General features: G+C 71.8%; 20 protein-coding genes. 9 read left to right on the top strand and 11 right to left on the bottom strand.

Annotated features, from left to right (window positions below):
- Positions 1-99: 99 nt before the first annotated feature.
- The 7 genes from EST92_RS21060 (at position 100) to EST92_RS21030 (ending at position 8,110) form a co-directional block, all read left to right on the top strand.
- Positions 100-1,992, top strand: coding sequence for a gamma-glutamyltransferase (locus tag EST92_RS21060; protein WP_129282416.1), 1,893 nt, complete (start codon positions 100-102; stop codon positions 1,990-1,992).
- Between the two features lie 199 nt (positions 1,993-2,191).
- Entirely contained in the window at positions 2,192-3,025 is an 834-nt protein-coding gene (locus EST92_RS21055; RefSeq protein ID WP_129282415.1) for an inositol monophosphatase family protein, read from the top strand.
- 49 nt (positions 3,026-3,074) lie between these two features.
- A complete protein-coding gene (locus EST92_RS21050) occupies positions 3,075-4,487 on the top strand; it encodes an NAD(P)/FAD-dependent oxidoreductase (protein ID WP_129282418.1) in 1,413 nt (470 codons plus the stop codon).
- 132 nt (positions 4,488-4,619) lie between these two features.
- Positions 4,620-5,141, top strand: coding sequence for an O-acetyl-ADP-ribose deacetylase (locus EST92_RS21045; RefSeq protein WP_129282414.1), 522 nt, complete (start codon positions 4,620-4,622; stop codon positions 5,139-5,141).
- A 116-nt stretch (positions 5,142-5,257) separates the two neighbouring features.
- A complete protein-coding gene (locus EST92_RS21040; protein ID WP_129282413.1) occupies positions 5,258-5,686 on the top strand; it encodes a protein-tyrosine phosphatase family protein in 429 nt (142 codons plus the stop codon).
- 396 nt (positions 5,687-6,082) lie between these two features.
- Complete coding sequence (locus EST92_RS21035; RefSeq protein ID WP_129282412.1) at positions 6,083-7,555, top strand: DNA-3-methyladenine glycosylase 2; 1,473 nt, start codon at positions 6,083-6,085, stop codon at positions 7,553-7,555.
- A 9-nt stretch (positions 7,556-7,564) separates the two neighbouring features.
- Positions 7,565-8,110: a methylated-DNA--[protein]-cysteine S-methyltransferase gene (locus EST92_RS21030; RefSeq protein WP_129282411.1), complete on the top strand. Its 546-nt coding sequence runs from the start codon at positions 7,565-7,567 to the stop codon at positions 8,108-8,110.
- 116 nt (positions 8,111-8,226) lie between these two features.
- Here the strand turns inward: EST92_RS21030 and EST92_RS21025 are convergent, their stop codons facing one another.
- Positions 8,227-8,736 carry an NUDIX hydrolase gene (locus EST92_RS21025; protein ID WP_174244083.1) on the bottom strand — a complete coding sequence of 170 codons (510 nt, stop codon included), beginning with the start codon at positions 8,734-8,736 and terminating at the stop codon, positions 8,227-8,229.
- Positions 8,737-8,928: 192 nt separating this feature from the next.
- Here EST92_RS21025 and EST92_RS21020 point away from each other — a divergent pair, with 192 nt between their 5' ends.
- A complete protein-coding gene (locus EST92_RS21020) occupies positions 8,929-10,071 on the top strand; it encodes a glycerate kinase (RefSeq protein WP_129282409.1) in 1,143 nt (380 codons plus the stop codon).
- A 107-nt stretch (positions 10,072-10,178) separates the two neighbouring features.
- Here EST92_RS21020 and pssA read toward each other — a convergent pair whose 3' ends face one another.
- The 9 genes from pssA to EST92_RS20975 form a co-directional block, all read right to left on the bottom strand.
- Positions 10,179-11,036, bottom strand: coding sequence for a CDP-diacylglycerol--serine O-phosphatidyltransferase (gene pssA / locus EST92_RS21015; RefSeq protein ID WP_173909726.1), 858 nt, complete (start codon positions 11,034-11,036; stop codon positions 10,179-10,181).
- Complete coding sequence (locus tag EST92_RS21010; protein WP_129250757.1) at positions 11,023-11,670, bottom strand: phosphatidylserine decarboxylase; 648 nt, start codon at positions 11,668-11,670, stop codon at positions 11,023-11,025. Before EST92_RS21010 ends, pssA begins: the two co-directional genes overlap by 14 nt.
- Positions 11,671-11,840: 170 nt before the next feature.
- The gene (locus EST92_RS21005; protein ID WP_129282408.1) at positions 11,841-13,046 is read right to left on the bottom strand and encodes an acyl-CoA dehydrogenase family protein; all 1,206 of its coding nucleotides are present in this window, start codon (positions 13,044-13,046) and stop codon (positions 11,841-11,843) included.
- A 2-nt stretch (positions 13,047-13,048) separates the two neighbouring features.
- Positions 13,049-13,573, bottom strand: coding sequence for a MaoC family dehydratase (locus EST92_RS21000; RefSeq protein ID WP_129282407.1), 525 nt, complete (start codon positions 13,571-13,573; stop codon positions 13,049-13,051).
- A 5-nt stretch (positions 13,574-13,578) separates the two neighbouring features.
- On the bottom strand, positions 13,579-14,550 hold the full coding sequence (locus tag EST92_RS20995) for a CoA ester lyase (RefSeq protein WP_129282406.1): 972 nt from the start codon (positions 14,548-14,550) through the stop codon (positions 13,579-13,581).
- Complete coding sequence (locus tag EST92_RS20990; RefSeq protein WP_129282405.1) at positions 14,547-16,559, bottom strand: protein meaA; 2,013 nt, start codon at positions 16,557-16,559, stop codon at positions 14,547-14,549. The genes EST92_RS20995 and EST92_RS20990 overlap by 4 nt, the downstream gene beginning before the upstream one ends.
- A gap of 41 nt (positions 16,560-16,600) precedes the next feature.
- Positions 16,601-17,938 (bottom strand): crotonyl-CoA carboxylase/reductase, encoded by a 1,338-nt coding sequence (gene ccrA, locus EST92_RS20985; RefSeq protein WP_129282404.1) that lies wholly within the window; start codon positions 17,936-17,938, stop codon positions 16,601-16,603.
- Between the two features lie 554 nt (positions 17,939-18,492).
- Positions 18,493-19,293, bottom strand: coding sequence for a TetR family transcriptional regulator (locus tag EST92_RS20980; protein ID WP_129282403.1), 801 nt, complete (start codon positions 19,291-19,293; stop codon positions 18,493-18,495).
- A gap of 136 nt (positions 19,294-19,429) precedes the next feature.
- Positions 19,430-21,250: a 3-hydroxyacyl-CoA dehydrogenase family protein gene (locus tag EST92_RS20975; protein ID WP_129282402.1), complete on the bottom strand. Its 1,821-nt coding sequence runs from the start codon at positions 21,248-21,250 to the stop codon at positions 19,430-19,432.
- A 390-nt stretch (positions 21,251-21,640) separates the two neighbouring features.
- Here EST92_RS20975 and EST92_RS20970 point away from each other — a divergent pair, with 390 nt between their 5' ends.
- Positions 21,641-22,432: a HEAT repeat domain-containing protein gene (locus EST92_RS20970; protein ID WP_254068935.1), complete on the top strand. Its 792-nt coding sequence runs from the start codon at positions 21,641-21,643 to the stop codon at positions 22,430-22,432.
- On the opposite strand, the gene EST92_RS20960 is transcribed toward EST92_RS20970, so the two are convergent.
- Positions 22,318-22,998, bottom strand: coding sequence for a GNAT family N-acetyltransferase (locus tag EST92_RS20960; RefSeq protein ID WP_343283807.1), 681 nt, complete (start codon positions 22,996-22,998; stop codon positions 22,318-22,320). The two genes, EST92_RS20970 and EST92_RS20960, sit on opposite strands and share 115 nt — an antisense overlap.
- Positions 22,999-23,181 lie beyond the last annotated feature (183 nt).

The raw sequence follows: 23,181 nt of genomic DNA, 5'->3' as shown, positions 1-23,181 counted from the left end.
GGCCGATCCGCAGCACCTCGGCCATCTTCTCAGCATCGATGTCGTACGACATCGTCACGTGATGCAGCACCGCCCCGCCCCACCCACCGAGGAGTCCCCGTGTTCACCACCCGCCCGACCCTCCAGGGCACCTTCGGGATGGTTTCCACCACGCACTGGCTGGCGTCGCAGTCGGCGATGGCTGTTCTGGAGGACGGCGGCAACGCCTTTGACGCCGCGGTGGCCGCGGGGTTCGTGCTGCATGTCGTGGAGCCGCATCTGAACGGGCCGGCGGGCGAGGTGCCGATCATCCTGGCGCCGGCTGACGGGCCGGTGCGGGTGCTGTGCGGCCAGGGGCCGGCGCCGGCCGGTGCGAGCGTGGCGCACTACACCTCCCTCGGCCTCGACCGGGTGCCCGGCACCGGGCCGCTCGCCGCCGCGGTTCCCGGAGCCTTCGACGCCTGGATGCTGTTGCTGCGCGACCACGGCAGCAAGTCCCTCGCCGAGGTGCTGCGGTACGCCGTCGGGTACGCGGAACACGGCCATCCCGCCGTGGAGCGGATCGGCGAGGCCGTCGAGACGGTGCGTGCGCTCTTCGAGACGGAGTGGACCTCGTCCGCCGAGCTCTACCTTCCGGGCGGCAGGTCGGTCGCCCCCGGCGGACTGCTCAGGAACCGTCCGCTGGCGGCCACCTGGCGCCGGCTGATCGCGGAGGCAGAGGCGGCGTCGACCGGCCGCGAGGCGCAGCTCGACGCCGCCCGCCGCATCTGGCGCGAGGGGTTCATCGGTGAGGCGCTCGCCGGCTTCGCGGCCCGTCCGGCCATGGACACCTCCGGCGAACGCCATGCGGGCACCCTCACCGGCGACGACCTGGCCGCCTTCTCCGCCACCTATGAAGCACCGGTCACCCACGACTGGAACGGCTGGACCGTCGCCAAGGCGGGCGGCTGGTCCCAGGGGCCCGTCTTCCTCCAGCAACTCGCCCTGCTTCCACCGGAGTTGCCCGCATACGGCAGTCCCGACTACGTCCACCTGCTCATCGAGGGCAGCAAGCTGGCGATGGCCGACCGTGAGGCCTGGTACGGCGACGCCCAGGAGGTGCCGCTCGACACCCTCCTCAGCGACGACTACAACGCGGCCCGCCGAGCCCTCATCGGCGCGCACGCCTCGTACGAACTACGGCCAGGCAGCCCGGACGGCCGCACCCCACGTCTGAGCGAGCACGCGCGGGCGGCAGCGACGGGTGCGGACGGCTTCGGTGCGGCGGCCGGCTCCGGCAGCGGAGCGGGCGAGCCGACCGTCGGGGGCGGGCCCAGCGGGGTGCCCACGGCCGCCGCGCCCGGCAGGATGCCCGCGGATATCGCCCTGGTCGCCCCGGCCGCCCCGGAGATCGACCGGAACGGCGGCGTGCGCGGCGACACCTGCCACATCGATGTCGTCGACCGCTGGGGCAACCTCGTCTCCGCCACCCCGTCCGGCGGCTGGCTGCAGTCCAATCCCGTCGTCCCGGGGCTCGGCTTCCCGCTCGGCACCCGGCTGCAGATGGCCTGGCTGGAGGAGGGCCTGCCGAATTCCCTCACCCCGGGGCGCCGCCCCCGCACCACCCTCACCCCGTCGCTGGCGCTGCGCGACGGGGTCCCGGTGATGGCCTTCGGGACGCCCGGCGGGGATCAGCAGGACCAGTGGCAGGTCCACTTCTTCCTGGCCGTGGCGCTGCGCGGGGCGGTCCGCGGCGGGCTCGACCTGCAGGGCGCCATCGACGCCCCGAACTGGCACCAGGACTCCTTCCCCGGGTCCTTCTTCCCCCGCGGGATGCGGCCGGGGAGCGTGACCGTGGAATCCCGGATCGGCCGGCGGACCATCGACGAGCTGCGGCGGCGTGAGCACCGTGTCACGGTGGGTGACGACTGGTCCGAGGGGCGGCTGTGTGCCGTGGCCCGGGATCCGGAGAGCGGTCTGCTGTCCGCGGCGGCGAATCCCCGGGGGATGCAGGGGTACGCGGTCGGGCGCTGAGGCAGCCGGGGGCTGAGGCAGCCGGTGGGGGGCCGTGGCGGGCCCTGGGGGCCGGTTTTCGGCCGTGCCCTCCGCGGCATCCCGAGTTCACCTGGAGTCCAGCCGCCGTGTCAGTGGCTCATGGTTCGATGGACGCATGATCGAAGCACTTCGTACCCACCAAGCGGGAGATCCCACGGATATCACCCATGCTGTTGCCATGACCTCCTCGCCGGATCTGTCGGGGCTGGACCTCGCCGCCGTCGAGGCCGCCGTCCGCCGTGCCGCGGCCGAGGAGATCATGCCGCGCTTCCGGCAGCTCGCCGCCGAGGACATCGTCGAGAAGAACGGCCCGCACGACCTCGTCACGGTCGCCGACCGGCGCGCCGAGGAGCAGCTCACCGCCGCCCTGACGGACCTGCTGCCCGGCTCCCGGGTGGTCGGCGAGGAGGCGGTGCACGCCGATCCCACCGTGCTCGACGCGCTGCACGGCGACGCCCCCGTCTGGATCGTCGACCCGGTCGACGGCACCCGACAGTTCGTGCACGGCGACCCCGGCTTCGCCACGCTCGTCGCGCTCGCCCACCGCGGGGAGCTGCTGGCGTCGTGGACGTACGCCCCCGCGCTCGGCCTGCTGGCCGTCGCCCGCCGCGGCGCCGGCGCCCAGCTCAACGGCGTACCGCTGCACACCGGCAGCCCGGAGCCCGGCGCCGTCCTCAATGTGGCGACCTCCCACTACGACTTCACCGATGCCGACCAGAAACGGGTGCTCGCCGCCCTGGACACCGCCGGCATCGCCCCGCGCCCCTGTGGCTCGGCGGGCCTGGAGTATCTGCACATAGCCCGCGGCGAGCTCGACGCCATCGCCTTCAGCTGGGAGAACGCCTGGGATCACGCGGCCGGGCTGCTGCTGGTCCAGGAGGCGGGCGGCGCGAGCGGCACGGTCGCCGGGGAGCCGTTCCGGATCGAGGGCGGCAATGCGCTGCCCTTCACCGCGGCGCGGGACGCCGAAACGGCGCGGCGTATCCTCGAACTGCTGGCGGCCGCCAACTGATCCTCACCGACGAGGGTCGGACGTGAGGGGAGTGGCGTACGTGCCGAGGATGCTCGATGCCGTGGTGATCGGGGCGGGACCCAACGGCCTGACGGCGGCCGTCGAACTCGCCCGCCGGGGCATGTCGGTGGAGGTCTTCGAGGCCTGCGACACCATCGGCGGCGGTGCCCGCACCGAGGAGCTGACCCTCCCCGGCTTCCGCCACGACCCCTGCTCGGCGGTGCACCCCACGGGCGCCGGTTCGCCCGCCTTCGCCGCGATGCCGCTGGCGCGCCACGGCCTGGAATGGCTGCACCCCGAGCTCCCCATGGCCCATCCGTTCCCGGACGGCACGGCAGCCGTGCTCGCCCACTGCGTCGGTGAGACCGCCATGTCCTTCGGACCGCGCGACGCCGGCACGTACCGCAGGCTCGTCGCGCCCTTCGTCGGCAAGTGGGAGGCGATGGCCCGCGACTTCCTGCGCACCCAGTGGCTCGGCCTGCCCCAGGACCCGCTGACCTACGCCCGCTTCGGCCTGGTCGCGATGCAGCCGGTCACCCTGCTCACCCGCCGCTTCCAGGACGAGAAGGCCCGCGCGCTGCTGGCCGGGCTCGGCGCGCACGCCAACGCCCCGCTCGGCGGCTTCGGGACCTCCGGCATGGCCCTGATGTTCGCGCTCGCCGCGCACGCCCACGGCTGGCCGGTGGCCCGCGGCGGCTCCCAGGCCATCTCCGACGCCCTCGCCGGGCTGCTGCACGCCCATGGCGGCGCGGTGCACACCGACTTCGAGGTCAAGCGGCTGGACGACCTGCCGCCGGCCCGGGCGTACGTCTTCGACACCTCTCCGACCGCGCTCGCCCGGATCGCCGGCCTGGGCAACGCCTACCGCGACGTGAAGTACGGCCCCAGCGTCTTCAAGGTCGATTACGCACTGTCCGGCCCGGTGCCGTGGACGGCCGAGGACGCCCGCCGCGCCGGCACCGTCCACATCGGCCCCACCAGCGACGACATCGGCGCCGCGCTGAACGCCGCCACCTACGGCCGCGACCCGTCCCGCCCCTTCCTGATCACCGCCCAGCCCAGCCTGATCGACCCCACCCGCGCCCCCGAGGGCAAGCACACGTTCTGGGCGTACGGCCATGTCCCCAATGGCTGGGAGGGCGACGCCACCGAGGCCGTCGAGCGGCAGATCGAGCGGTTCGCGCCCGGCTTCCGCGACCTGGTCCTGGCCCGCGCGGTGGCCGGCCCGCCACAACTCGCCGTCCGTAACGCCAATTACGTGGGCGGCGACACCGCCACCGGCTCCGCGGCCGGCCTGCGGCTGCTCATCCGCCCCAAGCTCGCCCGCGTCCCGTACGAGACCGCCCACCCTGCCGTCTACCTCTGCTCGCAGGCCACCCCGCCCGGCCCCGGCGTGCACGGCATGTCCGGCCACTACGCCGCCAAGGCGGTCTGGCGGCGGCTGCGCGGGTACCGCCGCTGACCGGCCGACGGACGGTGGCACGACGCACCGGTGGACACCGCCGTTGACCGGCCGATGCACCGGTGGACACCGCCGTTGACCGGCTGCGTGTAACCGTCCGCCGACCGTGGCCACACCGTAGGGTCGTACGCCATGAGCGCTTCCCGTACCACCCTCACCGTCGTCCAGGGCGACATCACCGAACAGACCGTGGATGCCGTGGTGAACGCGGCCAACTCCTCGCTCCTCGGGGGCGGGGGAGTGGACGGCGCGATCCACCGGCGCGGCGGCCCCGAGATCCTCGCCGAGTGCCGCGCCCTGCGTGACGGCCACTACGGCGGCGGGCTGCCCACCGGCCAGGCCGTCGCCACCACCGCCGGCCGGCTGCCCGCCCGCTGGGTCGTCCACACCGTGGGCCCCGTGTTTTCCCGGCAGGAGGACCGGTCCGCGCTCCTCGCGTCCTGCTACCGGGAGTCTCTCCGGGTCGCCGACGAGCTGGGCGCGCGGACCGTCGCGTTCCCGGCCATCTCCACCGGCGTCTACGGGTGGCCGATGGAAGACGCTGTCCGTATCGCGGTGGAGACGGTGCGCGAGACGCACACAGCAGTGGAAGAGGCGCGGTTCGTCCTCTTCGACGAGCAGGCATTCGCGGCTTTCGCTGCGCAGGTGCGCTGACCGCCGGGTAAAGGAATATCCGACGCCGGAATGGAGCCGGTCGAATGTGGACACGGGTGACTCATGGTCGTGAAGTGCCTTGCCGGCGCAGCGGCCGTGGCGCCTATGCTCGTTCCATGAATGCCACGTGGGAGCCCACAGCGCCGGGGGTCTTAGAACTGCCGTCGGGACGTTTGGTCCGTGGCCGGGGTCTGAGGCGCCCACTTCCTCCGGGCCCGCAGCCCGACTTCGCCATTCACTTGCGGGGCCGCCAGCCGGCCCCCGTCGAGTGGGAAAGCCGATGGCTTCGCTGGCCGGACTTCTGGCTGCCGTCCGATCGTGCGGCGTTCGCCGATTCTTTGCGTGAATTGCTGGAACGCGCTGAAAACGAACGCGTGGAGATCGCCTGCGGTGGCGGTGTCGGACGCACGGGCACGGCCCTGGCATGTCTTGCCGTGCTCGACGGCCTGCCCGGCCACGAGGCGGTCGGTTACGTGCGCGAGAAATACTCCGCACGAGCGGTCGAGACGCCGTGGCAACGCCGTTTCGTCAGCCGCTTCGGTTAGGGGCTGTCCGACCCCGATCCGCCTGAGATTGAAGGAAGAGAGGGCGCCGGCCTCGAAGGTGCCGAGATGTCCAGGCGCGATGGGCATCTTCTTCGAGAAATCGATAAAGAACAGCACCATGACTGCGGCGGCGATCGGCAGGTCGATTCCCCGGTGCGTAGAGAACGGCACCGGCGGCTGCGGCATCGGCCGCTTCCCCCGCCAGCATCACGGCGAGCGCACGGAACATACGCCGGGAGTCCCGTCTGGACGGGTGAGGTCGCTCCCCGGCCGAGAGACACTGCGGCATCGGAGACCGGGTGCGGTCCCCGGGCCCGCTGCCGGGGCCGGGGCGGTCCGACATCGATGTCGGATTCTCGCCAGCCGGAGCGCGTCGGCTGGGGAATCCTTGAGGGCATGCACACCGACACCGAGCGCTGCGTGCGCGCCGTGCAGTCCAAGGACGCCCGCTTCGACGGCTGGTTCTACACGGCGGTGCTCACCACCCGTATCTACTGCCGGCCCAGCTGTCCGGTGGTGCCGCCCAAGCCGGAGAACATGCGCTTCTACCCGAGCGCGGCCGCCGCCCAGCAGGCCGGATTCCGGGCCTGCAAGCGGTGTCGGCCCGATGCCAGCCCGGGGTCCCCGGAGTGGGACGAACGGGCCGACCTGGTCGCCCGCGCCATGCGGCTGATCGCCGACGGCATCGTCGACCGCGAGGGCGTCCCCGGGCTCGCGGCCCGCCTCGGCTACAGCACCCGGCAGATCGAACGGCAGCTGCTCGCCGAGCTGGGGGCCGGGCCGCTGGCCCTCGCCCGCGCCCAGCGCGCGCAGACCGCCCGCCTGCTGGTGGAGACCACCGCACTGCCGATGGCCGAGGTCGCCTTCGCCGCCGGATTCGCCAGCATCCGCACCTTCAACGAGACGGTGCGGGAGGTCTTCGCGCTGGCCCCGACGGAGCTGCGGCAGCGCGCCCGGCCGGGCCCCAGGGCGACGCTGCCCGGTGCGCTCGCGCTGCGGCTGCCCTTCCGGCAGCCGCTGAACCCCGACAACCTCTTCGGGCACCTCGCCGCCACCGCGGTCCCCGGCGTCGAGGAGTGGCGGGACGGCGCCTACCGCCGGACCCTGCGCCTCCCCTACGGGCACGGCATCGTCGCCCTTGCGCCCCGCCCCGACCACATCGACTGCCGGCTGTCCCTGACCGACCTGCGGGATCTGGCCGGTGCCATCGCCCGCTGCCGCCGGATGCTGGACCTCGACGCGGACCCGGAGGCCGTCGACGGGCTGCTGCGCGAGGACCCGCGGCTGGCGCCGCTCGTCGACAAGGCACCCGGCCGCCGGGTCCCGCGGACCGTCGACGCCGACGAGTTCGCCCTCCGCGCCGTCCTGGGCCAGCAGGTCTCCACCGCGGCGGCCCGCACCCACGCCGGCCGGCTGGTCCGTGCGCACGGTGAGCGGGTCGACGACCCGGGCGGCGGCCTCAGCCACCTCTTCCCGTCCCCCGCCGCGCTCGCCGGGCTGGACCCCGAGTCACTGGCGATGCCCCGCAGCCGCCGGGCCACCCTCACCGGCGTCGTCGCCGCCCTCGGCTCCGGCGCGCTGCAACTGGGCGTCGGCAGCGACCGCGACGAGGCCCGCGCCCACCTCGCGACGCTGCCGGGCATCGGCCCCTGGACCGTCGAATGCATCGCCATGCGCGGGCTCGGCGACCCGGACGCCTTCACCCCGACCGACCTCGGACTGCGCCGCGCCGCCGCCGGCCTCGGCCTGCCGGCCACCCCCGCGGCCCTCGTCCGGCACGCCGCGCGCTGGCGCCCCTGGCGCGCCTACGCCGTCCAGTACCTCTGGGCGACCGACGACCACCCCATCAACCACCTCCCGACGAACTGAGCCCCCGCCATGACCCCGCACGCACCCGAGCCCGCCGCCCCCGTCACCCACACCGTCCTGGACGGCACCCCCGTGGGACCGCTCACCCTGGTCGCCGCCGGGGCTGCCCTCACCGGCCTCTACATGACCGACCAGCGCCACCGCCCGCCCCAGGAGAGCTTCGGCGACCCGGCGGACCCCGGCGCACCGCCGTTCGCCGCGGCCGTCTCCCAGCTCCGGGCCTATTTCCGCGGCGAGTTGACCACCTTCGACCTGCCGCTCACCCTGCGCGGCACACCCTTCCAGCGCCGCGTCTGGGCGGCGCTGTGCACCATCCCGTACGGCGAGACCCGCTCGTACGGGCAGCTCGCCGAAGCGCTCGGTGTCCCCACCGCGGCCCGCGCGGTCGGCCTGGCCAACGGGCGCAACCCGGTCGGCATCATCGTCCCCTGCCACCGTGTCGTCGGCGCCGACGGCAGCCTCACCGGCTACGGCGGCGGCCTCGACCGCAAGCGCCGGCTGCTCGCCTTCGAGCGGACGGAGGAGGCCCTGTTCCCGGCCGGGGCCTGCGGCTGACGGGCGCTCGCCGGGGGAGGAACCCGTAGGGGCGCCGAGAACGGCTACCCGTCGGATCCGACGCCCGCCCCCTCGACCGCCCCCTCGCCCGACCTAGGGGCGCCGGGCGCCGGCGCTCACCTCATTTCCGGCGCTCGGGCCGCCGCGGCCGGCGGCACCCCGTCCTCCAGTTCCGCCGGCCCGCGGTCGTCCGCCAGGGCCTTCAGCGCGGCGCCGATGCGCAGCGCCAGCTCCCGGCTCACCAGCGTCTGGGCCTCGTCCCAGTGCACCAGGCGCCAGGACAGCAACTCCTCCTGCTGGAGCCGGATCGCCGCGAACCGGCCGGTGTCCAGCACCCCACCGTCGTAGAGGTACGACACCAGCGGCGGCCGGCCTGTGCCGCGTACCCAGTCGACGGCGAGCAGCGCGCCCGGCTCGATGTCCAGACCGATCTCCTCGGCGGTCTCGCGGCGGGCGGCCTGGCGGGGCGATTCGTCCTGGTCCGATTCGACGGTGCCGCCCGGCAGGAGCCAGGTGTCGCGGTAGTTGGGCTCCACCAGCAGGAGGCGGCCCTCCGCGTCACGGAAGATGACGCCCGCGCCCGCGAGGACGCGGGGCAGGCCGGCGATGTAGGCGGCGTAGTCCATGGTCGTCACGGCGTGAGCCTACGGCCTGACCGGCGGTTCTTGGAGGGCGCGCCCCGGGCGCCCGGCGGCGCCGCACTCCGGTGTGCCCTGTTCGACGGGCGGCGCTCCGGATAAGGTCACAGCGGCGCGACTGCCAGTACGGAAGCAAGGGGAAACACGGTGGCGGACGCAGCAAGGACACCCTCAGCACATGTGTTGATCGCCGCGGACAAGTTCAAGGGCTCGCTCACGGCCGTCGAGGTCGCCGAGCACGTCACGGCCGGCCTGCGGCGTGCGCTCCCCGGTCTGGACGTGGCCGCGGTGCCGGTTGCGGACGGCGGCGACGGCACGGTCGCGGCCGCGCTCGCGGCCGGCTTCACCCGCCACGAGGCCCGGGTCACCGGCCCGACCGGCACCCCCGTGACGGCCACCTTCGCGCTGCGCGAGGGGGCATCCCCAGCGGGGGGAGGCACGGCCGTGGTGGAGATGGCGGAGGCCTCCGGGCTGCAGCACCTCCCCGACGGCGTCTTCGCGCCCCTGACGGCGAGCACGTACGGCACCGGTGAGCTGCTGCGCGCGGCGCTCGACGCGGGCGCGACCTCGATCGTCTTCGGCGTCGGCGGCAGCGCCACGACCGATGGCGGCGCCGGGATGCTCGCGGCGCTGGGCGCGCGCCTCCTGGACGCGGACGGCGAGCCGGTCGCCCCCGGCGGCGGCCCGCTGCGCGAGCTGGCCACCGTCGATCTGTCCGGCCTGGATCCCCGGCTGGCCACGACCCGGATCGTGCTGGCCAGCGACGTCGACAACCCGCTCACTGGCCCGAAGGGCGCCCCGGCGGTCTACGGCCCGCAGAAGGGCGCGAACGAGGCGGACGTGGCCACGCTGGACGCCGCCCTGGCGCACTTCGCCGAGGTGCTGGCGCAGGCGGTCGGCCCGCGGGCGGCGGAGCTGGCCCTGGCTCCCGGCGCGGGCGCCGCGGGCGGCATCGGCTACGGCGCGCTGGTCGCTCTGGACGCGGTGTTCCGCCCGGGCATCGAGGTGATGCTCGACGTCCTGGGCTTCGCCCCGGCACTGGCCCGGGCGACCTTCGTCATCACGGGCGAGGGCTCGCTCGACGCACAGACGCTGCACGGCAAGGCGCCGGCCGGGGTCGCCGCGGCAGCCCGGGCGGCCGGTCTGGAGGTGGCGGCGGTCTGCGGCCGGCTCCAGCTGACGCCGGAGGCGCTGCGGGCGGCCGGTATCCGGCGCGCCTACGCGCTGACGGACCTGGAGCCCGATCCGGCCCGCTGCATGGCCGAGGCGGGGCCGCTGCTGGAGCGGGCGGCCGAGCGCCTGGCGCACGACTTCCTGGTCTGAGGCCGCGGCCGCACACGTGGCCCCGCCGCACGCGCGGGCCGCCGCACACGCCGAGAGCCCCGGGCGAACGATTCGCCCGGGGCTCTGTGGGTGTGCGGCGTGCTCCGTCAGGGGAGCTGTGCGGCGCGCGACTCGGCGCGTGACTCGCGGCGGTTGTCGCGGAAGGTGTTCACCCTCCGGGCCGTCGCGAACAGCGGGATCATCGCGCCCATGACCACCTGCAGGGCGCAGCCGGTCTGCAGCAGCAGCTGGCCGCCGGGGGCGTCCAGCGCCCAGGCCGCGAGCATGCCCATGCTGAGCACGATCCAGCTGAGCATCGCCACCGCGAGCCGGCCCCGCGGCTTGGGGTACTCGACCCGGCTCACCATCAGCCAGGCCACCCCGATGATCGCCAGCAGCGTCGGCAGGAACGGCAGCTCCAGCAGCACGATGGCGACGACGGTCAGGGCGCCGAACGGGCTCGGCATGCCCTGGAAGATGCCGTCACGCAGTGTGACACAGGAGAACCGCGCAAGCCGGAGCACCACCGCCAGCAGCACCACGACCGCGGCGACCACCGACACCCGCTGGTGCGCGTCCTGGGCGACCATGCCCCAGGTCACGACGAAGTACGCGGGTGCCAGCCCGAAGCTGATCAGGTCGGAGAGGTTGTCGAGCTCGGCCCCCATCGCCGAGGCCCGCAGCTTGCGCGCCACCAGTCCGTCGAAGAGGTCGAAGACCGAGGCGAACAGCATCAGGATCACGGCCATCGCCGCGCTGTGCCGGGCCATCCCGCCGTCCTCGGTGCCCGTCAGATGCGGGATGAGGACCCCGGTGGTGGTGAAGTACACGGCCATGAAGCCGCAGATCGCGTTGCCGAGGGTGAGGGTGTCCGCTATTGACAGCCGCGTGGACAGCGGCATGTCGTCGTCCTCGTCGGTCTCGGGCGCCCAGCCCGCCTGGGTCTCGGGATCAATCACGGTCAAGGCGAGTCACCCCCGCGGTGGTGGCCTGGCCGACCTCGACCGCAGCCTCGACGCCTTCCGGGAGGTAGACGTCCACGCGCGAGCCGAAGCGGATCAGGCCGATCCGTTCACCCTGCTCGACCTTGGTGCCCTCGGGCACGTAGGGGACGATGCGGCGGGCCACCGCGCCGGCGATCTGCACCATCTCGATGTCGCCGAGCTCGGTGTCGAAGTGCCACACGACCCGCTCGTTGTTCTCGCTCTCCTTGTTGAACGCCGGGACGAACCCGCCGGGGATGTGCTCCACGGACGTCACCGTGCCGGCCAGCGGCGCGCGGTTGACGTGGACGTTCAGCGGGCTCATGAAGATCGCGACACGGGTGCGCCCGTCCTTCCACGGCATGATGCTCTGCACCACGCCGTCGGCCGGGGAGATGACACGGCCCTGAGCGATCTCCCGCTCGGGGTCGCGGAAAAACCACAGCATGCCCGCCGCCAGTGCGGTGGTGGGCACGGCAACGGCGGCCCAGCGACCCGACCGGCGGGACCGGGCGAGGCTGACCGCTGCCGTGGCAACGGTCGGCAGGAGCCACGGCGACGCTCCGCGCGCGAGGCGGACGCGACCGCGTTGTGCAGAGGATTGGCTGTGGGGCATGGATGACCTTCGTAGCGGAGGATGCCGCGTAGGGATACGGGGGGACGGCGGCTTTCCGTGATGCTATCGGTTGCGAGCGGCAACTGGCCAAGAGCCAGAGCCAATCCGTGGCCGAAGAACCATGACGGGGTGTGATCTTCGTCTAGGCCAAAGCACTCCAAACGGGGCGTTCACCCCTGGATCCGGTACTCCTCGAGTAGCCGTCGCCCAATGATCATTTTCTGGATCTCGGCGGTACCTTCACCGATCAGGAGCATCGGGGCCTCGCGGTAGAGGCGCTCGATCTCGTACTCCTTCGAGAACCCGTAGCCACCGTGGATACGGAACGCGTCTTCCACCACCTCCTTGCAGTACTCGGAGGCCAGGTACTTCGCCATGCCCGCCTCGAGGTCGTTTCGCTGTCCCGAGTCCTTTTTGCGAGCGGCGTTCACCATCATTGCATGGGCCGCTTCAACCTTTGTCGCCATTTCTGCCAGTTTGAACTGAATGGCCTGGTGCTGGGCGATCGGCTTGCCGAAGGTGTGTCGCTGCTGTGCGTACGAAACGCCCAGTTCGAACGCGCGCTGGGCGACGCCGCAGCCGCGCGCGGCCACATTGACCCGGCCGACCTCGACGCCGTCCATCATGTGATAGAAGCCACGTCCGGTCTCGCCGCCGAGCACCCGATCGGCCGGGATCCGCAGCCCGTCCATGATCAGTTCGGTGGTGTCGACGCCCTTGTAGCCCATCTTGTCGATCTTGCCCGGAATGGTGAGGCCCGGCCGCACCTCACCGAAGCCGGCCTCCTTCTCCACGAGGAAGGTCGTCATCGACTTGTGCGGGGCGGTGCCCTCCGGGTGGCCCTCGTCCGTCCGGCACAGCACCGCGACCAGCGTCGAGGAACCGCCGTTGGTGAGCCACATCTTCTGGCCGTTGAGGACGTACTCGTCCCCGTCCCGGACGCCCTTGGAGGTGATGGCCGAGACGTCCGAGCCGAGCGCCGGCTCCGACATCGAGAAGGCGCCCCGGATCTCGCCGGCCGCCATCTTCGGCAGGAAGTAGTCCTTCTGCTCCTGCGTACCGTGCTGCTTGAGCATGTACGCCACGATGAAGTGGGTGTTGATGATGCCCGAGACGCTCATCCAGCCGCGGGCGATCTCCTCGACGGTCAGCGCGTAGCTGAGCAGGGACTCACCCAGCCCGCCGTATTCCTCGGGAATCATCAGGCCGAATACACCGAGTTCCTTGAGGCCCTCGACGATCTGCGTCGGGTACTCGTCGCGGTGTTCCAGCTCCGTGGCGACCGGAATGATCTCCTTGTCCACGAAGTCGCGGACGGTGGAGAGGATTTCCCGCTGGATGTCGGTCAGACCCTCGGTCTGCGCGAGACGGGTCATGGCTACTTCTCCTTCTTGGCCGTCGGGGCCGTCAGCTCCGGGCGGCCGGGCTGTTCGCCGCCGCGCTCCTTGATGTAGGTGGCGGTGGGGACCATGACCTTGCGCCGGAAGACGCAGATCAGGGTGCCGTCCTGCTTGTAGCCCTTGGTCTCGACGTACACGATGCCGCGGTCGGACTTGGACTTCGACGGCGTCTTGTCGAGCACCGTCGTCTCGCCGTAGACCGTGTCGCCGTGGAAGGTGGGCGCCACATGCTTCAGCGACTCGATCTCCAGATTGGCGATGGCCTTTCCGGAGACATCGGGCACCGACATGCCCAGCAGCAGGGAGTAGATGTAATTTCCGACGACGACGTTCTTTCCGAAGTCGGTGGTCTGCTCCGCATAGTTGCTGTCCATGTGCAGCGGGTGGTGATTCATGGTGAGCAGACAGAAGAGGTGGTCGTCGTATTCGGTGACGGTTTTTCCGGGCCAGTGCTTGTACACATCGCCGACGGTGAACTCTTCATAGGTACGGCCGAACTGCATGGTGCTTATGCCTCCGGGGCCTCGAACGTGGATGTGCGGATCATGCCGGCGGCCCGGCCCTTGCCGGCGACGACCAGCGCCATCTTCCGGCTCGCCTCGTCGATCATCTCGTCGCCGAGCATCGCGGAACCCTTGGCTCCGCCCGCCTCCGAGGTGTGCCACTCGTAGGCGTCCAGGATCAGCTCGGCGTGGTCGTAGTCCTCCTGCGACGGGGAGAACACCTCGTTGGCGGCCTCGACCTGACCGGGGTGCAGCACCCACTTGCCGTCGAATCCGAGGGCGGCGGCCCGGCCGGCGACCTCGCGATAGCCGTCAACGTTCTTGATCTGAAGGTAGGGCCCGTCGATCGCCTGTAGATCGTTGGTACGGGCCGCCATCAGAATGCGCATCAGAATGTAGTGGTAGGCATCCGCCCCATAACCGGGCGGCTGCTCACCGACCACCAGGGACTTCATGTTGATCGACGCCATGAAGTCGGCCGGGCCGAAGACGATGGTCTCCAGCCGGGGCGAGGCGCCGGCGATGTCGTCGACGTTCACCAGGCCCTTGGCGTTCTCGATCTGGGCCTCGATGCCGATCCTGCCGACCTCGAAGCCCATGGTCTTCTCGATCTGCGTCAGCAGCAGGTCCAGCGCCACGATCTGCTGGGCGTCCTGGACCTTCGGCAGCATGATGCAGTCGAGATTCGCCCCCGCGCCCTCGACGACCGTGATGACGTCCCGGTACGTCCAGTGCGTGGTCCAGTCGTTGACCCGCACGACCCGCGTCTTGCCGGACCAGTCGCCCTTGTTCAGCGCGTCGACGATGGTGTGCCGGGCGCCCTCCTTGGCGAGCGGGGCGCAGGCGTCCTCCAGGTCCAGGAAGACCTGGTCGGCCGGGAGCCCCTGGGCCTTCTCCAGAAAGCGCGGGTTGCTGCCCGGAACCGCGAGACAGGAGCGGCGCGGGCGGCCGCCGGGCGGGCGGTTCGCCTGGGTCATGCGGGGACCTCCAGAGGATCGAGCCGGTTCGCTTTCCGGATCTCGTCGACGATACGGCCGATGATCTCCGTAATACCGAAGTCCTTGGGGGTGAAGACCGCCGCCACTCCGGCCTCCCGCAGTGCAGTTGCGTCGGCGGAGGGAATGATGCCGCCGACAATGACGGGTATGTCATCGACGCCGGTGCGCCGCAGCCGGGCCAGCACGTCCGGCACCAGCTCGGCGTGCGAGCCGGACAGGATCGACAGGCCGACGCAGTGCACGTCCTCGGCGACCGCGGCCGAGACGATCTGCTCAGGGGTGAGCCGAATGCCCTGGTAGATCACCTCGAAACCGGCGTCCCGGGCCCGTACGGCGATCTGCTCGGCGCCGTTGCTGTGCCCGTCCAGGCCGGGCTTGCCGACCAGCAGCCGCAGCTTGCCGCTGCCGAGTTCGGCGGCGGTCCTGTCGACCTTCTCGCGGACCGCGGCGAGCGGGCTGCCCTCCTCGGCGGCGACCGCCAGCGGGGCGCTGGAGACGCCCGTGGGGGCCCGGAACTCGCCGAAGACGTCCCGCAGCGCCCAGGCCCACTCGCCGGTCGTCACCCCGGCGCGGGCGCACTCCAGGGTGGCGGCGAAGAGGTTGCCGTCACCGGCCGCGGTCTTCTTCAGGACCGACAGCGACTCCTGGGCGCGCGCCTCGTCGCGGTTGTCCCGCCAGTCGTGCAGCGCCTGGACGACCCGTGCCTCGTTGGCCGGGTCGACGGTCATGATGGCGGTGTCGAGATCGGCGGTGAGCGGGTTGGGCTCGGTGCCCTCGTAGCAGTTGACGCCGACGATCTTCTCCTCGCCGGCCTCGATCCGGGCCCGCCGCTCGGCGTGCGCGGAGACCAGCTGCGACTTGAGGTAGCCGGACTCCACGGCGGCCATCGCGCCGCCCATTTCCTGGATCCGCTCGATCTCGGCGAGGCAGTCGGCGACCAGGGCGTCCACCTTGGCCTCGATGACGTGCGAGCCGGCGAAGATGTCCTCGTACTCCAGCAGATCGCTCTCGTGCGCCAGGACCTGCTGGATACGCAGCGACCACTGCTGGTCCCAGGGCCGCGGCAGCCCCAGCGCCTCGTTCCAGGCGGGGAGCTGCACGGCCCGGGCGCGGGCGTCCTTGGAGAGCGTGACGGCCAGCATCTCCAGGACGATCCGCTGGACGTTGTTCTCCGGCTGCGCCTCGGTCAGACCGAGCGAGTTGACCTGGACGCCGTAGCGGAACCGGCGCTGCTTCTCGTTCGTGATGCCGTACCGCTCACGGGTGATCTTGTCCCAGATGCGGCCGAAGGCGCGCATCTTGCACATCTCCTCGACGAACCGCACACCGGCGTTCACGAAGAACGAGATACGGGCCACGACATCGCCGAACTTCTCCGGCGGCACCTGCCCGGAGTCGCGCACCGCGTCCAGCACCGCGATGGCGGTGGACATGGCGTAGGCGATCTCCTGCACCGGCGTGGCCCCGGCCTCCTGCAGGTGGTAGCTGCAGATGTTGATGGGGTTCCACTTGGGGATGTGGGCCACCGTGTACGTGATCATGTCGGTGGTCAGCCGCAGCGAAGGCCCCGGCGGGAAGACGTGCGTCCCGCGCGAGAGGTACTCCTTGACGATGTCGTTCTGCGTCGTCCCCGACAGCTTGGCGATGTCGGCGCCCTGCTCCTCGGCGACCACCTCGTACAGCGCCAGCAGCCACATGGCCGTCGCGTTGATGGTCATCGAGGTGTTCATCTGGTCCAGGGGGATGTCCTGGAACAGCCGTCGCATGTCACCGAGGTGGGACACCGGGACCCCGACCCGGCCGACCTCGCCGCGGGCGAGGATGTGGTCGGGGTCGTATCCGGTCTGCGTCGGGAGGTCGAACGCGACCGACAGACCGGTCTGGCCCTTGGCGAGGTTGCGCCGGTACAGCTCGTTGGACGCCTCGGCGGTGGAGTGGCCGGCGTAGGTCCGCATCAGCCACGGACGATCCTTCTGACGCTCAGTCATATCAGGCCCGAATCCTCGTGGTTCCGACTGTCCGAGTCGTCTCAGACGTTCCGGAACCGGTTGATGGCGTCGAGGTGCTTGGCGCGCATTTCCTCGTCCCGCACGCCCATGCCCTCCTCGGGGGCCAGTGCCAGCACGCCGACCTTGCCCTGGTGGAGGTTGCGGTGCACGTCGTACGCCGCCTGCCCGGTCTCGTCGAGGGTGTACGTCTTCGACAGGGTCGGGTGGATCTTGCCCTTGGCGATCAGGCGGTTGGCCTCCCACGCCTCGCGGTAGTTGGCGAAGTGCGAGCCGACGATCCGCTTCAGCGACATCCACAGGTAGCGGTTGTCGTACTCGTGCATGTAGCCCGAGGTCGAGGCGCAGGTGGTGATGGTGCCGCCCTTGCGGGTGACGAAGACGGACGCGCCGAAGGTCTCGCGGCCGGGGTGTTCGAAGACGATGTCGATGTCCTCGCCGCCGGTGAACTCGCGAATGCGCTTGCCGAAGCGCTTCCACTCCTTCGGGTCCTGGGTCCGCTCGTCCTTCCAGAACTTGTACCCCTCGGCGTTGCGGTCGATGATCGCTTCGGCGCCCATCTTCCGGCAGATCTCCGCCTTCTGGTCGGAGGAGACCACACAGATCGGGTTGGCGCCGCCGGCCAGCGCGAACTGGGTGGCGTAACTGCCGAGTCCGCCGCTGGCGCCCCAGATCAGGACGTTGTCGCCCTGCTTCATCGCCGCGCCGTTCTGCGAGACCAGCTGGCGGTAGGCGGTCGAGTTGACCAGACCGGGCGCCGCCGCCTCCTCCCAGCTCAGGTGCTTCGGCTTGGGCATCAGCTGGTTGGACTTGACCAGCGCGATCTCGGCCAGGCCGCCGAAGTTGGTCTCGAAGCCCCAGATGCGCTGCTCGGGGTCGAGCATGGTGTCGTTGTGGCCGTCGGAGGACTCCAGCTCGACGGACAGGCAGTGCGCGACGACCTCGTCGCCGGGGCCCCAGGCGTTGACGCCGGGGCCGGTGCGCAGGACGACGCCGGCCAGGTCGGAGCCGATGACGTGGTACGGCAGGTCGTGCCGCTTGGTGAGCGGGGAGAGCTTGCCGTAGCGCTCCAGGAACCCGAACGTCGACATCGGCTCGAAGATCGAGGTCCACACGGAGTTGTAGTTCACGGAGGAGGCCATCACGGCCACCAGCGCCTCGCCCGGGCCCAGTTCGGGCACCGGCACCTCATCGACGTGCAGCGACTTGCGCGGGTCCTTCTCCTTGGTCTCCAGGCCGGCGAACATCTCGGCCTCGTCCTTGTGCACGGTCACCGCGCGGTAGGACTCGGGGATGGTCAGGCCGGCGAAGTCGGCGCTGGTGGTGTCGGGCGCGAGGATGGCGTCCAGGATTTCGTTCACGGGGTGCCTCCGGCGGTTGGGGCCTCCCCTGCCCGTCCGAAGTGGAGAGCGCGGGGAACCGTTGAGGGAACGGTTTGGGGGAACGTCGGGGGTGGTGCTGAGGTGGTGCCGTCGGTTCGGCCGGGGGCGGCGCCGGGTCCGCCGCCTCTGCTGGGGTTGCAGAGCCGTCGGCCGCGGTGCCTGGCAGCGCTGTGGTGAGCGCGGTGCCCAGCGGCTGCTGGGGGTGCCTGTGACGCAGGCGTCCGGGCGGGCAGCCACGTAGGGCTGGTGGGACAGCCGGCGCGCGTTGGTTCTCTGCGCGCCGGCCGCCCGGACACCCTCAACGTATGACACCGCGTGCCAGTCGACAAGACACTGAGTGCCAAGAATTTCTCTCAGATGTCATCCGGAGGGCACGCATGAGCAAAAGAAGGCCGATGAGGGGCCTGATGGTGACGCAAAGGAATGCGCAAAACACGCAGTGTGCGTGGGGTGAGGGTTAGGCCATCCGTGTCGCGGCCCGGCCGGGCCAAGGGGCCGGGCCGCGATTCCGTCCGGATCCGGACGGAGGACCGTTACTTCCGCTCTGCGATCGCCTCGCGGATGGTGCGCATGATCTCGTCCAGCGGGGCGTCCGTACGCGCCACCGCCACCAGCACCTCGCCCTCCCGCGAGACGGACGCCGGCGGCTGCTCACCGCTGGTGCGGCCCGCGCCGATACCGGCGCCGAAGGTCTCCCGGACGATCTCGAAGGCATGGTCGAGCTGGGCCTCGACATCGCCCTGGGCGTCGGCCCGCAGCCAGCGACGCAGCACGTGGTTGTGCGCGGTGACCACGGCGGACGCGGCGACCTCGGCGAGCAGCGGGTCGTCGTCGCCCTCGCGGTGTGCCCCCTCGTCGAAGTGGCCCAGCAGATAGCGGGTGAACAGCCGCTCGTAGCGGGCCACCGAGGCGATCTCCGCCTCCCGCAGGGTGGGGACCTCGCGGGTCAGGCGGTAGCGGGCCACCGACACGGCCGGGGAGGCCGCGTACATCCGCATGACCTCCTTGATGCCGCGGCAGACCGTGTCGAGGGGGTGCTCGTGCGGCGGAGCGGCGTCCAGGACGGCCTCCGCGCGGACGAGGGTGTCGTCGTGGTCGGGGAAGATCGCCTCTTCCTTGGAGCGGAAGTGGCGGAAGAAGGTGCGCCGGGCGACGCCCGCGGCGGCCGCGATCTCGTCGACCGTCGTCGCCTCGTAGCCCTTGGTCGCGAACAGCTCCATCGCCGCCGCCGACAATTCACGGCGCATCTTGAGCCGTTGCGCCGCCGCCCGGCGGGTGCCGGGAGTGACGGTGTCGGACGTGTCGGAAGGCTGCGGGCGAGCGGGCTGGGACATGTGGGGACGGTACTGCAAATTTACGCGGCCTGCGGCATGAGGTGGTGCCTTCGCCCCGGTGAGCGGGGGTGGACCGCCGTCCGGTTCCAGCAGTCCACCCCACCCTCCCCCGGCCTGGCCGGGGTGCCGCCAGGCGTCAGCGCCGGGCGTACTCACGGAAGCCGCGGCCGGTCTTGCGGCCGAGGCAGCCGGCCGCGACGAGGTGCTCCAGCAGCGGCGCCGGGGCCAGCCCGGGGTCGCGGAACTCGGCGTGCAGCACCTTCTCGATGGCCAGGGACACGTCCAGGCCGACCACGTCGAGGAGTTCGAACGGGCCCATCGGGTAGCCGCCGCCGAGCTTCATGGCGGCGTCGATGTCGTCCAGCGACGCGTAGTGCTCCTCGACCATCTTGATCGCGTTGTTCAGGTACGGGAACAGCAGCGCGTTCACGATGAATCCGGCCCGGTCGCCGCAGTCCACGGGGTGCTTGCGGACCTTGGCGCAGACCGCCCGCACGGTGGCGTGGACGTCGTCGGCCGTCAGGACCGTACGGACCACCTCGACCAGCTTCATGGCGGGCGCCGGGTTGAAGAAGTGCATCCCGATGACGTCCTGCGGGCGCGAGGTGGCGCGGGCGCAGGCCACGACCGGCAGCGAGGAGGTGGTGGTCGCCAGGATGGCGCCCGGCTTGCAGACCTTGTCCAGCGTACGGAACAGCTCCTGCTTGACCGCCAGGTCCTCGGCCACCGCCTCGACCGCCAGATCGACGTCCGCGAAGGCGTCGAGCGCCCCGGCCGGGGTGATCGAGGCCAGGGCGGTGTCCCGCGCCTCGGCGCTCATCCGGCCCTTGTCCACGGAGCGGCCCAGCGACTTGGCGATCCTGGCCTTGGCCTTCTCCGCCTTCTCCAGGCTGCGGGCGGCCAGTACGACCTTGAAGCCCGCCTTGGCGAAGACCTCGGCGATACCGCTGGCCATCGTCCCGGAACCGGCCACGCCGACGCTGCTGACCGTACGCCCGGCGGCGAGCTCATCGGCGGCCGCCGGGCTCTCCGCGTCCGGCACGGCGGTGCCGCTGCCCGGAGCGTCGTACGTGTAGAAGCCGCGGCCCGCCTTGCGGCCGGTCAGCCCCGCCTCGGCCAGCTGGCCGAGGATCGGTGCGGGGGCGTGCAGCCGGTCCTGGGACTCGGCGTACATCGCCTCCAGGACGGTCCGGGCGGTGTCCACGCCGATCAGGTCGAGCAGGGTCAGCGGGCCCATGGGCAGGCCGCAGCCGAGCCGCATCGCGGCGTCGATGTCCTCGCGGGTGGCGTACTTCGCCTCGTACATCGCGGCGGCCTGGTTCAGGTAGCCGAACAGCAGGCCGTCGGCGACGAAGCCGGGGCGGTCACCCACCGCGATCGGGTCCTTGCCCAGGTCACGGGCGAGCTCGGTGACGGCCGCGACCGCGGTCGGGGCGGTGAGGACCGAGGAGACCACCTCGACCAGCTTCATGGCCGGTGCGGGGTTGAAGAAGTGCACCCCGAGCACCCGCTCGGGGCGTTGCGAGTCGGCGGCCAGCCGGGTCACCGAGAGCGCGTTGGTGCCGGTGGCGAGGATGGTGTCGGCCCGCACCACGGCGTCCAGCCCGGCGAAGACCTGCCGCTTGAGCTCGTAGTCCTCGGGCACGACCTCGATGACGAGATCGGCGTCCGCGGCCGCCTGCAGATCGCTGAAGGTGCGGAACCGGGCGAGGATGTCCTGCCGCTCGCGCTCCGTGATCCGCTCGCGGGCGACCGCTCGCGCGCTGGCGCCTTCGAGGGCGGCGACGGCCTGCTGGGCGGCGGCCTCGTCGGTGTCGATGCCGATGACCTCGCGGCCGGCGCGGGTCAGGACCTCGGCGATACCGGTGCCCATGGTGCCCAGGCCGACGACGGCGATGGTGGAAAGGGACAGGGGAGAGGCGGGAGTTGAGAGATCAGGGGTGGACGAAGGGCCCATCGCGAGACTCCTGAGGGTGTTCCCCTGAGCGCAGGGGAGAAGTGACGACTGAGGGGTATCCGCGCGGGCGCGGTGCCTGGCCGTACGCCGCGGGCAGCAGGCGGCGGTGTGCCGCGAGGAGCCGCGGCGCTGCGGGCAGCGCCGGCGGTGGGGGAGCTGCGGCGGGCCCTGTCCCGGGGCCGTGCCGTGCGCTCCGTGCTGTTGTCGTGCTGTGCCGAACCGACTTCACTCTGTGGCGGCTGCGTCACCAGGCCGCCCGAGCAGGGGTGCTGCTCGTTCCAGCAGGTTAACCGGTGAGTAACCAGAGCGCCAGGGGTGGCGCGGGTCATTAGTCTGTGGTGCAGGTCACGCCGCGAGAACCGGGGTGGGCCGACGGGAGGGGAGCGGCAAATGGAAGACGAATTCCACGAGTTGACGGACCGGGTGCGGGCCGAACTCCGCTCCCCACAGGATCTGATCGCCTACGAACGGTTGCTGGGACTGGCCCGCAAGAACAGCCCGGCCGGACGCGAGGAACTGGCCCGGATGCTGGTCGCCGTGGAGCGTCCGCTGTGGGCCAGGGAGATCGCCGCCTTCATCCTGGGCTGCGCCGGCGACAAGCGGGCCTTCGAGACGCTCGTGCTGTTACTGAACTACCGCGACCCGGTGCGCTGCGCCACCGCCGCACATGCCCTGGCCCGCCTCGGCGACCCCCGTACCGCCCGCGCCGCGGCCGCGCTGGCCACCAATCCGCTGCGCACCGCCTACGCGCTGCACCCGGTCCGGCTGCTCGCCGAACTCCGGGCGCCGCAGTCCGTCCCGGCGCTGATCGTGACCCTGGAGCGGCTGCTGACCCCGCACAACCCCTACTGGCGGGTGGCGCTCGCGTGTGTCGAGGGCCTGGGCGCGCTCGGCGACCGGCGCGCCGTCCCCGCCCTCACCGCCGCCGTCGCCCATCCCCGGCTGGCGGCCGCCGCCGCGGCGTCCCTCGCACGGCTGGGGGTGCACGAGGACGAGGGTGTGGTGGCGCAGGACGACGGGCCCGACGGGACGGCGGCCGGGCCGGACGGCGGGCCGGACGGCCGGGGTCAGGGCCCGGAGCGGGGCGAGGGGGCGGGTGCCGGTGGTGCGGACTCCCGCGGTGTGGACTCCGGTCGTGCGGACTCCGGCGGTACGGACTCCGGCGTCAGCCGGCGCCGATAGCGCAGCTCCGGGACGCTGCGGCCGCCCACCTCATGAGCCTCCTCCGCCCCGTCGGGCACGAAGCCGGCCCGCTCGTAGAAACGCCGGGCGCGGGTGTTGCCGCGCACCACCCACAGATACAGCGTGTGAAAGCCCTTCGCCCGTGCGTCGGCCGTGCCGGCGGCCATCAGGGCGCGCCCGACACCGGTGCCGATCAGCTCCGGCGCCACATAGAGCGCGAGCAGCTCGCCCGCGGTGGGCCGGGGGGCGGGCAGCTCCTCGGCGCCCGGGGCGATATCGGGGTCGCGGGCCGGCCCGACCGAGGCCCAGCCGACGACCGCACCGCCGCGTTCGGCCACCAGATCCGACACCTCCGGAGACCGGCGGCCGAACCACGACCGCCGCCGCTCGGCATCGGCCGCCACGCTCATCGCGTCCAGATACGCCTGTGGCATCAGCCCCCGATATGCCGCCTGCCAGCCGCGGACCCGCACCGCCGAGACCGCGTCGACATCGGCCGCGGTCATCTCCCTTATCCGTACGGGCTGCGGGGGCCGGTCCGCCGTCCGTTCACAAGATCTGTTCATGTCCGAGAGGGTAGGAAGCCCGTCAAGCACATTTCCCGGCCGGGAGGGCCGATCCTCCCGGCGGGGCCGCCCCTCCCGGTCGGCTCAGAGCAGGGTCAACTGGGTCGGTTCCGGTGAGGTGTTGGCGGTCTGTGCCGGGGTGGGGGCCGGTGGTGCGGTCGTCGGCTGGGCCTCGGTCGGGCC

This window comes from Streptomyces sp. TM32 (genome assembly GCF_004122755.1).
GTDB classification, from domain to species: Bacteria; Actinomycetota; Actinomycetes; order Streptomycetales; family Streptomycetaceae; genus Streptomyces; species Streptomyces sioyaensis.
This window is presented reverse-complemented; position numbering and strand designations above follow the sequence as displayed.

Bases quoted from the DNA above. Each gene is read 5' to 3' on its own strand.
- EST92_RS21000 (WP_129282407.1), bottom strand. From the start codon at position 13,573: ATGCAGTTCGGCCGTACCTATGAAGAGTTCACCGTCGGCGATGTGTAC.
- EST92_RS20980 (WP_129282403.1), bottom strand. From the start codon at position 19,293: ATGTCCCAGCCCGCTCGCCCGCAGCCTTCCGACACGTCCGACACCGTC.
- EST92_RS21010 (WP_129250757.1), bottom strand. From the start codon at position 11,670: ATGCCCCACAGCCAATCCTCTGCACAACGCGGTCGCGTCCGCCTCGCG.
- EST92_RS21035 (WP_129282412.1), top strand. From the start codon at position 6,083: ATGCACACCGACACCGAGCGCTGCGTGCGCGCCGTGCAGTCCAAGGAC.
- EST92_RS21045 (WP_129282414.1), top strand. From the start codon at position 4,620: ATGAGCGCTTCCCGTACCACCCTCACCGTCGTCCAGGGCGACATCACC.
- EST92_RS21055 (WP_129282415.1), top strand. From the start codon at position 2,192: ATGACCTCCTCGCCGGATCTGTCGGGGCTGGACCTCGCCGCCGTCGAG.
- EST92_RS20975 (WP_129282402.1), bottom strand. From the start codon at position 21,250: ATGGGCCCTTCGTCCACCCCTGATCTCTCAACTCCCGCCTCTCCCCTG.
- EST92_RS21050 (WP_129282418.1), top strand. From the start codon at position 3,075: ATGCTCGATGCCGTGGTGATCGGGGCGGGACCCAACGGCCTGACGGCG.
- EST92_RS21030 (WP_129282411.1), top strand. From the start codon at position 7,565: ATGACCCCGCACGCACCCGAGCCCGCCGCCCCCGTCACCCACACCGTC.
- EST92_RS21025 (WP_174244083.1), bottom strand. From the start codon at position 8,736: ATGGACTACGCCGCCTACATCGCCGGCCTGCCCCGCGTCCTCGCGGGC.
- EST92_RS20970 (WP_254068935.1), top strand. From the start codon at position 21,641: ATGGAAGACGAATTCCACGAGTTGACGGACCGGGTGCGGGCCGAACTC.
- EST92_RS20995 (WP_129282406.1), bottom strand. From the start codon at position 14,550: ATGACCCAGGCGAACCGCCCGCCCGGCGGCCGCCCGCGCCGCTCCTGT.
- EST92_RS20960 (WP_343283807.1), bottom strand. From the start codon at position 22,998: ATGAACAGATCTTGTGAACGGACGGCGGACCGGCCCCCGCAGCCCGTA.
- EST92_RS20990 (WP_129282405.1), bottom strand. From the start codon at position 16,559: ATGACTGAGCGTCAGAAGGATCGTCCGTGGCTGATGCGGACCTACGCC.
- EST92_RS21005 (WP_129282408.1), bottom strand. From the start codon at position 13,046: ATGACCCGTCTCGCGCAGACCGAGGGTCTGACCGACATCCAGCGGGAA.
- EST92_RS21040 (WP_129282413.1), top strand. From the start codon at position 5,258: ATGAATGCCACGTGGGAGCCCACAGCGCCGGGGGTCTTAGAACTGCCG.